This window comes from Lentzea sp. NPDC060358 (genome assembly GCF_042725365.1).
Taxonomy (GTDB): domain Bacteria; phylum Actinomycetota; class Actinomycetes; order Mycobacteriales; family Pseudonocardiaceae; genus Lentzea.
On record NZ_JBHXCW010000216.1, the window covers coordinates 1 to 13,051 of the forward strand.

A 13,051-nucleotide genomic window follows, 5' to 3' on the forward strand; every position below is an offset into this window, starting at 1 on the left:
GCTCGGCTGGGACACCCCAGCCGAACGCATGGCTAAACTCCTGACCCACGCCAGTTGATCACCCGCGTTGCAACGACCCCTGGAATCCACCAGATTGCCGGGGGTCCGGGGGCAGCGCCCCTGGGAGAAAGCACGCAACAGCAACCCAACGCACGCAACAACAGCAGCAACCCAACGCACGCAACAGCAACCCAACACACAAAACGGCAGCCCAAAGCAAAAGGACCCCCGACCAACCGCCGGGGGCCCCCAAAAACCACAACCTACTTGGATTCGTCCTCCGAACCCCCGGGAAGCTCCACGTCCTCAACAGGCTTCCCGTCCTTGACCGGAGCGGGCAGCACCGAAGCCAAAGCCGCCCCGGCGATCCGCCGGAAAGCCCGCCGAGGCCGAGCCCGCTCCAGCACCGCCACTTCCAGCTTGGCGGCGGGCAGCAACTCGGAAGACCCGGCCGCGGTGGAGGGCGACCCGGCGGACAACGCCTTCACCGCGACGGACACGGCCTCGGCCAACGACAGCGAGTCGGCGTAGGCCTCCTTCAGCGCCGTGTTGGCGGCGTCGACGGTGCCGCCCATCACGATGAACTGCGGCTCGTCCACGATGGACCCGTCGTAGGTGAGCCGGTACAGCGTGTCCGAGTCGGCGGTGTCGCCGACCTCGGCCACGCAGATCTCCACCTCGAAGGGCTTGATCTGCTCGGTGAAGTACGTGCCGAGCGTGGTGGCGTAGACGTTGGCCAGGGACCGGGAGGTGACGTCGCGCGGGTCGTTCTGGTACCCGCGCACGTCGGCGAACCGGATGCCGGCCTGCCTCAGGTTCTCGAACTCGCTGTACCGGCCGACCGCGGCGAAGCCGATGCGGTCGTAGATCTCCGAGACCTTGTGCAGCGTGCTCGAGGGGTTCTCCGCGACGAACAGAATGCCGTCGGCGTACTTGAGCACGATGACGCTGCGACCCCTGGCGATGCCCTTGCGGGCGTACTCGGAGCGGTCGCGCATCACCTGCTCTGCCGATGCGTACAGCGGCATCGTCATGGGTGGTGCTCCTGACGTCGGACCAGTGGGGGACTCAGCCCGCGGGGCGGGACCTGCGGCCGTCGACGACCGCGTCGGCGATCGTCTGGACCTGCGACTCCGGCACCTCGACGGCGCCGTCGAGGCCGTTGATCGTGACCACGACCGGGTAGAGGCGGCGGACCGGGTCCGGGCCGCCCGTCGCCGAGTCGTCGTCCGCCGCGTCGTACAGCGCCTCGACGACCGCGCGGATGGCGGTGTCGACGTCCGCGTCCGGGTCGTAGAGCTTCTTGAGCGCGGACTTCGCGAAGAGCGAGCCGGAGCCGACGGCCTGGTAGCCCTGCGACTCCTCGTACCGGCCACCGGTGACGTCGTAGGACACGATGCGGCCCGCCCGGTCCGGGTCGGCCGCCGTCGTGTCGTACCCGGCGAACAGGGGCACCACGGCGAGGCCGGCCATGGCCGCGTCGAGGTTGCCCCTGATCATGGCCGAGAGGCGGTTCGCCTTGCCGTCGAGCGACAGCGGCACGCCCTCGATCTTCTCGTAGTGCCGCAGCTCGACCGCGTACAGGCGCACGATCTCGATCGCGATGCCCGCGGTGCCCGCGATGCCGACGGCCGAGTGGTCGTCGGTCACGAAGACCTTCTTCATGTCGCGCTGGGCGATGACGTTGCCCATGGTCGCGCGCCGGTCACCGGCGATCACGACGCCGCCCTTGTAGGTGGCGGCGACGATCGTCGTCCCGTGCGGGGCCTGGACGGTCCCCTCCGGGAGCTTCCGGCCGCTGGGCAGCATCTCGGGTGCCTGCGCCCTCAGGAAGTCCGTGAACGACGACGAGCCCGGCGTGAGGTAGGCGGCGGGCAGCGCCGCGGCCGGGTGACGCCCGGTCGAGCTGTTGTCCATGTGTTGGTTGTTCTCCCGTCCCCGAGGTGGTCAACAGGCCTCCGAGGGCCTACTGACCACCCTTCTGCACGTATGCGCGGACGAAGTCCTCCGCGTTCTCCTCGAGCACGTCGTCGATCTCGTCGAGGATCGCGTCCACGTCCTCGCCGAGCTTCTCGCGGCGTTCCTGACCGGCGCCGGCCGCGTCGTCCGCGCCGTCGTCGCCGTCGCCACCGCCCTGGCGCTGCTTCTGTTCCTGGGACATCTCGGCCTCCCGCTGACTCGCCTGACAAGAACACTACCCAGCGGCACCGACAAATTTCCTGCGCCACTCGGGTAGACGATCACCCGCGGGTCAGCGCGTCCACCAGCTGCTCGGCGGTGTCGGACGCCTCCAGCAGCGCTCCGACGTGCGCCTTCGTCCCCCGCAGGGGTTCGAGCGTCGGAATCCGCACGAGCGACTCCCGACCGAGGTCGAAGATCACCGAGTCCCACGAGGCGGCGGCGACGGCGCTCGGGTAGCGCTCGAGGCACCGGCCGCGGAAGTACGCCCGCGTGTCCTCGGGCGGCGTGGTGATGGCCGCGATGACCTCCTCCTCGCTGACCAGGCGCTTCATCGAGCCGCGCGCGACCAGGCGGTTGTAGAGGCCCTTGTCCAGCCGGACGTCGGAGTACTGCAGGTCGACCAGGTTGAGCCGCGCGGAACCCCACGCGAGGCCGTCGCGCTGCCGGTAGCCCTCGAGCAGCCGCAGCTTCGCGACCCAGTCGAGCCGGTCGGCGCACAGCGCCGGGTCCTCGGCCAGGTCGGTCAGGACCTCGCCCCACACGCGCAGGACGTCGCGGTCGCCGACGCCCTCCTTCTCGACGAACGCCGCGGCCCGCTCGTGGTAGGCGAACTGCAGCTCGAGGCCGGTGAGCTTGCGGCCGCCGGTCAGCTCGACCTTGGTCTTGAGCGACGGGTCGTGGCTGATGTGGTGCACCGCGCGCACCGGGTCGACCAGGCGCAGGTCGTCGAACCGCTGCCCGGCCTCGATCATGTCGAGCACCAGCGAGGTGGTGCCGACCTTGAGGTAGGTGGAGTACTCGGCGAGGTTGGCGTCGCCGATGATGACGTGCAGGCGGCGGTACTTGTCCGCGTCGGCGTGCGGCTCGTCGCGGGTGTTGATGATGCCGCGCTTGAGCGTCGTCTCGAGGCCGACCTCGACCTCGATGTAGTCGGCGCGCTGCGAGAGCTGGTAGCCCGCTTCCTCACCGGACGGACCGATGCCCACGCGCCCGGACCCGGTCATGACCTGGCGCGACACGAAGAACGGCGTGAGGCCCGCGATGACGGAGGTGAACGGCGTCGACCGCTGCATCAGGTAGTTCTCGTGCGTGCCGTACGACGCGCCCTTGCCGTCGACGTTGTTCTTGTAGAGCTGCAGGCGGGGCTGGCCGGGCACGGTGGCGGCCTTGAGCGCGGCCTCCTCCATCACCCGCTCCCCCGCCTTGTCCCAGATCACCGCGTCGCGCGCGTTGGTGACCTCGGGGGCCGAGTACTCGGGGTGCGCGTGGTCGACGTAGAGCCGCGCGCCGTTGGTGAGGATGACGTTGGCCGCGCCGAGGTCCTCGACGTCGGAGTCGGCGGGGTGCCCGCCGGGGCTGCCCAGGTCGAACCCGCGCGCGTCGCGCAGCGGCGACTCGACCTCGTAGTCCCACCGGGCGCGCCGGGCGCGCGGTATGTCCGCCGCCGCCGCGTACGCGAGCACCACCTGTGTCGAAGTGAGCACCGGGTTCGCGGTCGCGTCGCCCGGCACAGAGATGCCGTACTCGACCTCGGTTCCCATGATCCGCCGCATACGCCACACCTTATGACCTGAACCCGCCAACAGCGTGAGGGGAGCTTCACGGTGAAACTCCCCCCACCCTATTCACCCGGATGCCAGTCCGGCGGCCGGACGGATCCGCGACGCGCCCCGGGAGGGCCCGAACGCGGCGACGACGGCGAGCGCCACGACCGCGGCCGCGCCGATGACCAGCGGGAACACCACGGAGACGGCCGGCAGCACCAGAGGGATGCCCATGGCCAGGATGGCGAGCACCGCGTAGCCGAACCCGAGCACGCCTCCGCCGATCACGCCCACCAGGGCCAGCATGACGGCCTCGGCGATGACCCCGCCCTGCAGCCCGCCTCGAGTGACGCCCAAGGCGCGGCGCAGCGCGAGCTCCTTGCGCCGCTCCTGGACCGAGATCGTCAGCGCGGTGCCGATGCCGGTCACGGCGACCGCCACGGACAGCCCGAGCAGCACCATCATCAGCACCGTGCCGAGGTGCATGTACCGCTCGGCCTCGGCGCGCTCGTCGGCGTCGGTCCGCACGACGACCGTCGGGTTGTCCGGCAGCGCGGCCTGCAGGCCCGCCCGGAACCGCGCGGGATCGGTGCCCGGCCGCAACGCGACCAGCACCCGTTCCGCCGGTCCGGAGGTCAGGCCGCCCAGGACCGGCGAGTAGCCGGTGAGCGTGCCGGGCACCGTCCCGACGACCTGGTACCGCGTGCCGCCGCTGTCGACCCAGGGCTTGTCGTCCCACTCCTGCGGCACGACCGCGGTCCCGGCGGTGAGCCGCTCGGCCCCGGCCACGTCCTGGGCCTTCAGCCAGGCCTTGAACTCCTCGGGGTCGGCGCCGGAGCCGTTCTCCGCCTTGTGCAGCACGACGCTCGCGGCCACGCCGTCCTGCGCGGGGATCGGGGGCAGCGGCCGGTCCCCCGCGTCGACCACGGTGGCGTCGGGGCGCTGCTCGTTGGCGAACGAGTACGTGAGCTCCTGCGCCGTGCCCAGCAGCACCAGGAAGAACGTCACCATCGAGCTGGCCAGCAGCAGCGGCAGCGCGACCGACGCCGACCGCTGCGGCATCCTGCGCACCTCGGCGCCCGCGAGCTTCCACTGCGTCCACCGGGAACCGCCGATCCCGCCGAACAGCCGCGCGATGAACGGCACCGTGATCGGGCCGAGGATCCAGAACAGGCCCGTCACCGCGGCGATCGCGGAGAACGTGACGGCGAGCGGCGCGCCCGACGTGCGCTTGGCCGCGATGGCCGCCAGCGCCAGGAGCACGGCGCCGACGATGAACAGAAGACCGAACACGAGCCGAAGACGACGCACGGACCGTTTGGGCACCTCGTTGTCGGCCTCGCGCAACGCGGCGAGGGGCGACACCCGAGCGGCGTTCATCGCGGGACGCACGGCGGCCACGACGGAAAGAACCGCGGCGACGACGACTCCGAGGATCACGTACCCGAGCGACGGCAGCAGCCGGGGGCTGAGCTGCACGGCACCGAACAGCACGGAGATCCCGGTGACGTCGAAGGTCCTGGCCAGCACCCACGCCATCGGGCCGCCGAGCAACGCGCCGCCGATTCCCGCCACCGCACCCGTCACCAGGGCCTCGAACAGGCTCCTGCGCACCAACGGCCCGCGCTGGGCGCCGATGCACCGCAGCAACGCCGTCTGCCGCTGACGCTGCGCATAGACCGCACGGAACGTGGCCGCGGCGACGAACACGGCGGTCGCCAGCGCGAGGATGCTGAACGGCAGGAGGACGAACGTCAGGTCGTCGCCGACCTTGTCGGCGTCGGGATCCGGGTCCCACACGACGTAGGAGGCTCCGGCCGCGGCCTTGACGGCGTCACGGGCACCGCCGAGCACCCAGATCTGCTTGGTGAACGGCTGCAGGTCGAGCTTGCGCGCGAGCTCGGGGCCGACGACCAGGACCGGCCGCGAGTCCGCGCCGCCCTTCTTCAGCACGCCGCTGACGGTGACCTGGACCGGTTTGCCGTCCGCGGCGGCGAGCGAGATCCGGTCGCCGGGATGCAGGCCGCGCGCGTAGGCGGTGATCTTGTCGACGGCGACCTCGGTGCCGCCGGCCGGCTGCCTGCCCTCGGCGAGGGGCCAGCGCACCATGTCCGGCTGCTGGACGTTCACCTCGGCCCGGTCCTTCCCCGCGCGCCCGTCGGCGTCGAGCAGGTCCGCGAGCACCACCTGCACCGGCACCGCCCTGCCGACGGCGGAGAGCCTGCCCAGCACCGCGTCGTCGAGCTTCGGCAGGTCTGCCTCGGGTGTGTCGCTGTCGAACGGCTGCGGCTTGACCTCGACGACGTGGCCCACCGAGGACGGTGTGACCGGCGCGCCCTCGTCGATCGAGCTGCTGAGCGCGTCGCTCAGCACCAGGGCGGCCAGCAGGCAGGCCACGCCGACGACGAGCGCGACTCCGGGCAGCAGCGCGCGGCCCGGCCGGGCGCGGAACTCGGCGACGCCGAGCCGCAGGGAAGTGGACACGAATCCTCCTCGGTGACGTCTGACGGTCACGAAGGTAGGAATGGGAGCGATCAGCGGGCGTCGGACTCCGGTAGCAAGCTGACGTACGACCACAGGAGGACGCGGGGATGATCAACCTCTACGACGGGGACGGCAACGTGGTCGGGGAGGTCACCCGCGAGCGCATGCGCGCCGAGAACCTCTGGCACGGCTGCGTCCTCACAGTGGTGCACTCGCTCGACGGCGAACGGGTGTACGTCCACCGCCGCACCGACACCAAGGACGTCTTCCCCGGCCTCTACGACTACGCCGCGGGCGGGGTGATCGACGCGGGCGAGACGCCGGACGTCGCCGCGGCCCGCGAGCTGAGCGAGGAGCTCGGCGTCGAGTCGCCGCTGACGTTCCTGTTCCGGACGACGTACGTCGACGAGCTCACCCGCTACCACGCGTGGATCTACGAGACGCGCACCGACGGCCCGTTCACCCTCCAGCCGGAGGAGGTCGCCTGGGGCGGCTGGATGGACAAGGACGAGCTGCGCTCCAGGATCGAGGACCTCGACTGGCCGCTCGTCCCGGACGGCCGGGTGGTCGGGCGGGAGTGGTTCAGCCGTTTCGGGTGAACCCGTGGCTGCGCTCCACCTTGGCGATGTGCAGCGTGTAGCTCTCGTACCAGTCGGCCCGCCCGCGCTGCTGCGCCGCGCGGTGCTCCTCGTTGGTCCGCCACTGCCGCAGCGCCTCGGCGTCGCGGAAGTAGCCGACCGTGATGCCGAGTCCGCCGGGGGTCTGCGCGTGGTCCATCCCGAGGTAGCCGGGGATGTCCCGCACGAGCTCCTCCATGCGCGCGTTGGTCTCGCGGTAGCCGGTCTGCTCCCGCGTCCGCACCGTGGTGAAGACGGCGGCGTAGTACGGGGGTTCGAAAGCCGGGATCGGCGCGTCGCTCACGCCGGGGACGATAGCTAGTTCCAGCTCAGACCCGAACGGGTTTTCCAGTACCGCTCGGCGGGCTCGCTCAGGTCCGGCAGGTCGGCGTCGATCCGCAGCGCGTCCACATTGGACCGCAGCTGCTCCGGGCTCGCCGCGCCGGACAGCACGACGTCGGCCCACGGCTGCCGCGCGACCACCGCCAGCGCGACCGCGTCCGGGCCGACACCGAGCGCTTCCGCCTGTGCCGCAACCGCTTGCGGAGGGTGCACGACGAGCCGCCCGTTGGCCACGCCCTCCTTGACGATCACCCGCAGCCCGGCGTCGTGCGCCTCCTGCAGCGCGTCGCCCGCGGAGGTCTCCAGCAGGTTCCAGGTCGACTGGACGGACTGGAACACACCGAGGTCGAGCGCCTTGCGGATCGTCTCGGCCTGTTTCGGGCCGGACGTCGAGAAGCCCAGCGGGACACCGGTGGCGACCATCGCGTCGCGCAGTCGCGCGTCCTCGAACAGCGGGCTGTCGGCCGTCAGCGAGTGCACCTGGTAGAGGTCGACGCGTGGCAGCAGCGCGCGGGTCTCGCGCCACTGCTGCGTGAACCGGGCCAGCGAGTGCTCCTTGACCTCGTGCACCTCGGCGTCGGGCCGCCAGTCCGCGGTGTAGGCGTAGCCCCACTTGCTGGACACCGTCACGTCGTCGTGGCCCGGCAGCCAGGACGACAGGAAGTCCTCGGACAGGCCGTACGACCGGGCCGCGTCGACCCAGCGGATGCCCAGCTCGTAGGCCGTGTCCAGGACGAGGTGGCACTGCGCGCGCATCGAGTCGACGTCGCGCACACGCGGCAGCGCGTCCTCACGGCCGAGGTTGATGTAGGCGGGACGACCGAGCGATGCCAGACCGAGCGCGAGTTGTGCCATGACGACAAAGGTAAACGGCGGCCCCCCAGGACCGCCGTTCACCTCGGACCGTGTCGGACCGTCCGGCTAGAAGTCGTCCGCCGTGCGGATGTGGTTTCGCACCCACTTGCCGGCTTCCTTCAGCCGGCCCTCCCCGGCGAAGCTGCTGCCGGAGCACGTGCCGCTGGTGAACACGGCGCCCGTGCGGTGGTCGTCGGAGAAGTTCCAGTTCGTCCAGGAGATCTTGGCCTCCTTCATGAACGCGATGAACCTGTTCGCCATGGTGAAGTCGTTGGGACCGTCACCGGAGGCCTCCTGCGACCCGAACTCGGTGACGAAGACCGGCACCTGGCTCGAGACCGTGCGCAACGCGTCGAGGTACGAGTCGCGGTGGTCCTTCGCGTAGAAGTGGAACGTGTACATCAGGTTCGAGGCGTTGACCTTGTTGCGGCTGACCTCGCCGACGTCCCGGCCGTCGGACAGGCCGAACGTCGACCAGCCGTGCGTGCCCACGAGCACGAGGCTGTCCGGGTCCTCCGCGCGGATCGTCGGGATGACGGCCTCCGCGTAGGACTTCACCCGCGACCACGTGACGCCGTTCGGCTCGTTCGCGATGTCGTAGATGATGTTCGTCTTGTCCTTGTGGCGCTGGGCGATCTCCTTGAAGAACGTCTTGGCGCGCTCGGTGTTGTGGTTCGGGTCGCCCGGCGAGAGCTGGTGCCAGTCGACCAGCGCGTACAGGCCGCGCTTGGTCGCCTCCTCGATGTAGCCGTGCACCAGGTCGGTGAACTTGCGGGGGTTCGACTCGTAGCCGCCCTCCTGCACGTACATCGAGATGCGGAGGATGTCGGCCTTCCAGTCGTTGGCGAGCGCGTCGAGCGACGCGGTCTTGACGCACTGGGAGTACCACTGGATGCCGTGCGTGCTCATGCCGCGCAGCTGGATCTGCTTGCCGTTCTGGTTGCACAGCTTGACGCCGCACACCCTCAACTGGCCGTTGACCGCCGCGGGCGACCCCGCCGGCAGCGCGGCGGCGGAGACGTCGCCCGCGGGTGCGGCGGCGACGGAACTGCCCGTCATCGCACTGGTCAGCGGAAGCACGACTGCCGCTGCGAGCGCCACCAGGGACCTCTGCCAAGCCATTCGGCGTCTCCTCTCGGATAGCGGCGGCGGATTAGACAGGTAAGTTTCCTTACCGATTAAGGTGTAGACGACCATAAAGCGGACTTCCGGACGAGTCAAGCGTCCTGTCGCAGCAGGGTCACCGCTCCGGCACCGAGGGTCACCACCGCGTACCCGAGCAGCACCGCGGTCGCGGCGAGCGGGCTCAGCGGCGGGTCGTGGACGACGCCGGAGATCTCCCACACCAGGTAGGGCACCATCACGGCCGACGCGTCGGCGTTCCACGGGTCGGGCAGCATCGGCGTGATGGCCGGGATCCCCCACAGCACCACGCCGACGACCACGACCGTCACGGCCGTCGACCGCACCGCGAGCCCCAGGCCGAGTCCGGCGAGACCCGTCACCAGGATCGACAGCACCGCGGCGCCGGCCCACGGCAGCACGTCGCCGAGGCTCTCCCACGGCGCGATCGGCGGCGGCCGGTCCCCCGCGATCAGCCGGCTGGAGCCGGTGCTCAGGGCGAGCGCCGCCGCTCCGAGCACCGCCGAGGCGATGCCCACGAGCGCGGTCTTGGCCAGCAGCAGGCGCGTCCGGTCCGGCACGGCGGTCAGCGCGGTGAGCCGGGGGTCGGACGTGGCCACCAGCGCGCCGAGCGCCGCGACGAGGAACTGCACGACCGGCGTGACCACCACGCTCGAGTCGGCGGAGGCGAACTTCGCCTGCTCCGCGGCGGGCGAGGTGTCGTAGTCCTGGACCATCAGCGACGACAGGGCCGCGCCGAACAGCAGGACCAGCGCGATGGCGAGCACGATGCCGTAGGGCGCCCGGACGGTCCGGAGCTTCAGCCACTCGGCGGTCAGCGCGGTCGTCACAGCCCCCTCCCCGAGGTGAGCTCGAGGTACGCGTCCTCCAGCGATCCCTTCTCCGTCAACGACCTGATGGACGTCTCCGTGACGAGCCGTCCTCTTGCGACGATCACGACGTGGTCGGCGGTCAGCGCCATCTCGCTCATCAGGTGGCTCGAGACGAACACCGTGCGGCCCTCGTCGGCGAGACCGCGCATGAGGTCGCGGATCCAGCGCACGCCCTCGGGGTCGAGACCGTTGACCGGTTCGTCGAACATCAGCACCTCCGGGTCTCCCAGCAACGCCGCCGCGACGCCGAGCCGCTGCTTCATGCCGAGCGACAGCGCCCGGATCCGCTTGTGCCGCACGCCTCCCAGCCCGACCTGCTCGACCAGGCCGACGGCGCGCTCGCGGGCGATGCCGTTGCTCGCGGCGATCCAGAGCAGGTGGTCGAGCGCCCGGCGGCCGTGGTGGACCGCAGCCGGGTCGAGCAGCACGCCGACGTGCCGCAGCGGGTGGTCCAGGTCCCGGTAGCGGCGGCCGCCGACGAGCGCCTCACCGCTCGCGGGCCGGTCCAGGCCGAGGACCATGCGCATCGTCGTGGACTTGCCGGCGCCGTTCGGGCCGAGGAAGCCCGTCACCAGTCCGGGCCGGACGGTGAACGACAGGTCGTCCACGGCGGTCGTGCCGCCGTACTTCTTGGTCAGGTTCCGCACCTCGATCATGCGGAGAAGAGTCGGGCGTTTCCCGTCCGGCCGGATCGGCCCGTGCTCCGGTTCCGGGAATCGGACCGTGGTCCGAGGCGTCCGGCCGCCGCGCTCGTTACCGTCGGGACCGTGATCGCACGACTGCACCTCTTCCTGGTGGACGCCGCCGCGGCGGCGGTGATCGGCGTTCTCGTGGGCTACGCGATGATCGAGCACCAGCCGAAGTCGTGGTGGCTCGTGGTGCCGGGCGCCGCGCTCGTCGCGCTGCCCGTCGCCGTCCGCCGGATCTGGCCGGTGACCACCCTCGCGGTCACCACCACCGCCACGGCCGCGGTGGTGATCGGCCAGGTGCTCCCGACCCAGGCCCTCGGCGCACCGGTGGGAGCGGTGTGCTTCGCGCTCTACACCGTGGCCGTCGAACGCGCGCAGACGTGGTCGCTGGCCGGGCTCGCGGGCGCCGTCGCCGTGATCTCCGGCGTCTCCGGCGGAGAGGCGGAGAACGTCGTGGTCGTCATCGCCGCCCTCGGCGCCGTGTGGGCCATCGGCTACACCACCCGGCTGCGGCGCTCGTTCCTGGACCGGGAGATGTCCCAGCGAGCCGAACGGGCACTCGCCGACGAACGCCTGCGCATCGCCCGAGAACTGCACGACGTGGTGGCGCACAACCTCTCCCTGATCGCGGTGCAGGCGGCCAACGCCGCACACGTGCGCTCACCCGAGCACGCCTACGAGGCCCTGACCGTGATCTCCGAGACCAGCCGGTCGGCGCTCACCGAGATGCGCGGCCTGCTCGGTGTGCTGCGCTCGGACGCCGACCTGGCGCCGTCGCCCGGCCTCGACCGGCTCGCGGACCTGGCCGACCGCGCGTCGCTGGCGGGCGTGCGGGTGTCGCTGGACGTGCGGGGCGACTCCGCGGTGCCGGAGGGCGTCGGGCTGTCGGCGTACCGGATCGTGCAGGAGGCGCTCACCAACGTCGTGAAGCACGCGGCGCCCGCGTCGTGCACGGTGCTGGTGGACGTGACGCCGTCGGCGGTGCGGGTGGAAGTCACCGACGACGGGCCGGGGGTGCAGGAGCTCGGGCAGGGCCACGGGCTGGCCGGCATGCGCGAACGCGTGGCCGTCTACGGCGGCACGTTCAGCGCGGGACCGGGCACCGGCGGCGGTTTCCGCGTCGAGGCGGAACTGCCGCACCGATGACGACCGTGCTGATCGCCGACGACCAGGCCCTGCTGCGCGCGAGCTTCCGCCTGCTGCTCGACAACGAACCGGACCTGCGCGTCGTCGGCGAGGCAGGCACCGGCGCCGAGGCCGTGGCGCTGGCGTCGGTGTGCGCGCCCGACGTCGTGCTGATGGACATCCGCATGCCGGAGATGGACGGCATCGAGGCCACGCGGCTGCTGGACGGCCCGCGCGTGCTGGTGCTGACGACGTTCGACCTGGACGAGTACGTGTTCGGCGCGTTGCGGGCCGGCGCCTCGGGTTTCCTGCTGAAGGACACTCCCCCGGCCGAGCTGCTGGCGGCGATCCGCGTGGTGGCGGCGGGCGAGTCGCTGCTGTCGCCGTCGGTGACGAGCCGGCTGATCTCCGAGTTCGTGCGCCGGCCCGCCTCCGCGCGCGTGACCGGCCTGGGCCGGGTGACCGAGCGGGAGAGGGAGGTCCTGCTGCTGGTCGCGCGCGGGCTCTCCAACGCCGAGATCCAGGCCGCGCTGCACGTCAGCCCGGGGACGGTGAAGACGCACATCGGGAACCTGCTGGCGAAGCTGCACGCCCGCGACCGCGCACAGCTGGTGATCGCGGCCTACGAGTCGGGCCTGGTCCGCTAGATCACCGCGTCGAACAGCACCTGGCCGCTCTCGCCGTAGGCCCGGACCCGCAAGGCGGCGGTCTTCTCCGGCACGAAACAGAAGAAGATCTCCCCGTGCACCTCGGCTTGGAGGACCCTGCCGCTCGGCAGCACGAACTCGAGGGCCGCGACCTCGGGAGCGACCCGCCCGATCTCGAGACTCGCGTAGTCGGGCCAGACCAGGGCCATGCGGTTCGCGACATACCTGGCACCGAGCGCGCCGGTCCCGATCTTCGCAGTGCCGAACCCGTCGCTGAAAATCTTGCAAACAACCATCTCGTTGGGGGTGAAGCCCACCTCCACGACGAAGTCCCGCACTCGCTGCAGCGTCCCGCGCACGTAACCGGGCGGCCGCTCACAGCTGCGGTTCGCCAGTTCCCGCATCGTCTCTATCGACAGCGGGACCGGCGTTCCCGCGACGGAGAGCGGACCGGCCACGTCGCGGGCCACCGACAGTGCGGCGGCGACCCCGAACGCTCCCAGCAGGTACCAGGCAGTCCTCATGTTTCCCCCCGAACGGGATCCTAGGACC

Annotated in this window: 13 protein-coding genes and 1 pseudogene; 3 read left to right on the forward strand and 11 right to left on the reverse strand. The window is 71.1% G+C overall.

The window, feature by feature from the left end; genetic code table 11:
- Positions 1–263: 263 nt before the first annotated feature.
- From prcA to ACFWGZ_RS32520, 5 genes are all read right to left on the reverse strand, one after another.
- Positions 264–1,034 (reverse strand): proteasome subunit alpha, encoded by a 771-nt coding sequence (prcA, locus tag ACFWGZ_RS32500; RefSeq protein ID WP_382455408.1) that lies wholly within the window; start codon positions 1,032–1,034, stop codon positions 264–266.
- A 34-nt stretch (positions 1,035–1,068) separates the two neighbouring features.
- Positions 1,069–1,917 (reverse strand): proteasome subunit beta, encoded by an 849-nt coding sequence (gene prcB / locus ACFWGZ_RS32505; protein ID WP_382455409.1) that lies wholly within the window; start codon positions 1,915–1,917, stop codon positions 1,069–1,071.
- A gap of 49 nt (positions 1,918–1,966) precedes the next feature.
- Positions 1,967–2,161 (reverse strand): ubiquitin-like protein Pup, encoded by a 195-nt coding sequence (locus ACFWGZ_RS32510; RefSeq protein WP_030471529.1) that lies wholly within the window; start codon positions 2,159–2,161, stop codon positions 1,967–1,969.
- Between the two features lie 79 nt (positions 2,162–2,240).
- On the reverse strand, positions 2,241–3,734 hold the full coding sequence (gene dop, locus ACFWGZ_RS32515) for a depupylase/deamidase Dop (protein WP_382455410.1): 1,494 nt from the start codon (positions 3,732–3,734) through the stop codon (positions 2,241–2,243).
- Positions 3,735–3,806: 72 nt separating this feature from the next.
- Positions 3,807–6,209, reverse strand: a complete 2,403-nt coding sequence (locus tag ACFWGZ_RS32520) for an FtsX-like permease family protein (RefSeq protein ID WP_382455411.1) — start codon at positions 6,207–6,209, stop codon at positions 3,807–3,809.
- 107 nt (positions 6,210–6,316) lie between these two features.
- On the opposite strand from ACFWGZ_RS32520, the gene ACFWGZ_RS32525 reads away from it, so the two are divergent.
- Positions 6,317–6,808, forward strand: coding sequence for an NUDIX hydrolase (locus tag ACFWGZ_RS32525; RefSeq protein ID WP_382455412.1), 492 nt, complete (start codon positions 6,317–6,319; stop codon positions 6,806–6,808).
- Here the strand turns inward: ACFWGZ_RS32525 and ACFWGZ_RS32530 are convergent.
- From ACFWGZ_RS32530 to ACFWGZ_RS32550, 5 genes and pseudogenes are all read right to left on the reverse strand, one after another.
- The gene (locus tag ACFWGZ_RS32530; protein WP_382455413.1) at positions 6,792–7,130 is read right to left on the reverse strand and encodes an antibiotic biosynthesis monooxygenase family protein; all 339 of its coding nucleotides are present in this window, start codon (positions 7,128–7,130) and stop codon (positions 6,792–6,794) included. The two genes, ACFWGZ_RS32525 and ACFWGZ_RS32530, sit on opposite strands and share 17 nt — an antisense overlap.
- A gap of 14 nt (positions 7,131–7,144) precedes the next feature.
- Positions 7,145–8,023, reverse strand: coding sequence for an aldo/keto reductase (locus ACFWGZ_RS32535; RefSeq protein ID WP_382455414.1), 879 nt, complete (start codon positions 8,021–8,023; stop codon positions 7,145–7,147).
- Between the two features lie 66 nt (positions 8,024–8,089).
- Positions 8,090–9,145 carry a glycoside hydrolase family 5 protein gene (locus ACFWGZ_RS32540; protein ID WP_382455415.1) on the reverse strand — a complete coding sequence of 352 codons (1,056 nt, stop codon included), beginning with the start codon at positions 9,143–9,145 and terminating at the stop codon, positions 8,090–8,092.
- A gap of 95 nt (positions 9,146–9,240) precedes the next feature.
- Positions 9,241–9,996: an ABC transporter permease gene (locus ACFWGZ_RS32545; protein WP_382455416.1), complete on the reverse strand. Its 756-nt coding sequence runs from the start codon at positions 9,994–9,996 to the stop codon at positions 9,241–9,243.
- Between the two features lie 47 nt (positions 9,997–10,043).
- Positions 10,044–10,694, reverse strand: a pseudogene (locus tag ACFWGZ_RS32550) (ABC transporter ATP-binding protein); the annotation flags it as partial.
- Between the two features lie 111 nt (positions 10,695–10,805).
- Here ACFWGZ_RS32550 and ACFWGZ_RS32555 point away from each other — a divergent pair.
- Together ACFWGZ_RS32555 and ACFWGZ_RS32560 are read left to right on the forward strand one after the other, a co-directional pair.
- Positions 10,806–11,873, forward strand: a complete 1,068-nt coding sequence (locus tag ACFWGZ_RS32555) for a sensor histidine kinase (protein ID WP_382455417.1) — start codon at positions 10,806–10,808, stop codon at positions 11,871–11,873.
- Positions 11,870–12,499 carry a response regulator gene (locus ACFWGZ_RS32560; protein ID WP_382455418.1) on the forward strand — a complete coding sequence of 210 codons (630 nt, stop codon included), beginning with the start codon at positions 11,870–11,872 and terminating at the stop codon, positions 12,497–12,499. Before ACFWGZ_RS32555 ends, ACFWGZ_RS32560 begins: the two co-directional genes overlap by 4 nt.
- Here the strand turns inward: ACFWGZ_RS32560 and ACFWGZ_RS32565 are convergent.
- Positions 12,496–13,023 (reverse strand): hypothetical protein, encoded by a 528-nt coding sequence (locus ACFWGZ_RS32565; RefSeq protein WP_382455419.1) that lies wholly within the window; start codon positions 13,021–13,023, stop codon positions 12,496–12,498. The genes ACFWGZ_RS32560 and ACFWGZ_RS32565 overlap by 4 nt on opposite strands.
- Positions 13,024–13,051: the final 28 nt, after the last annotated feature.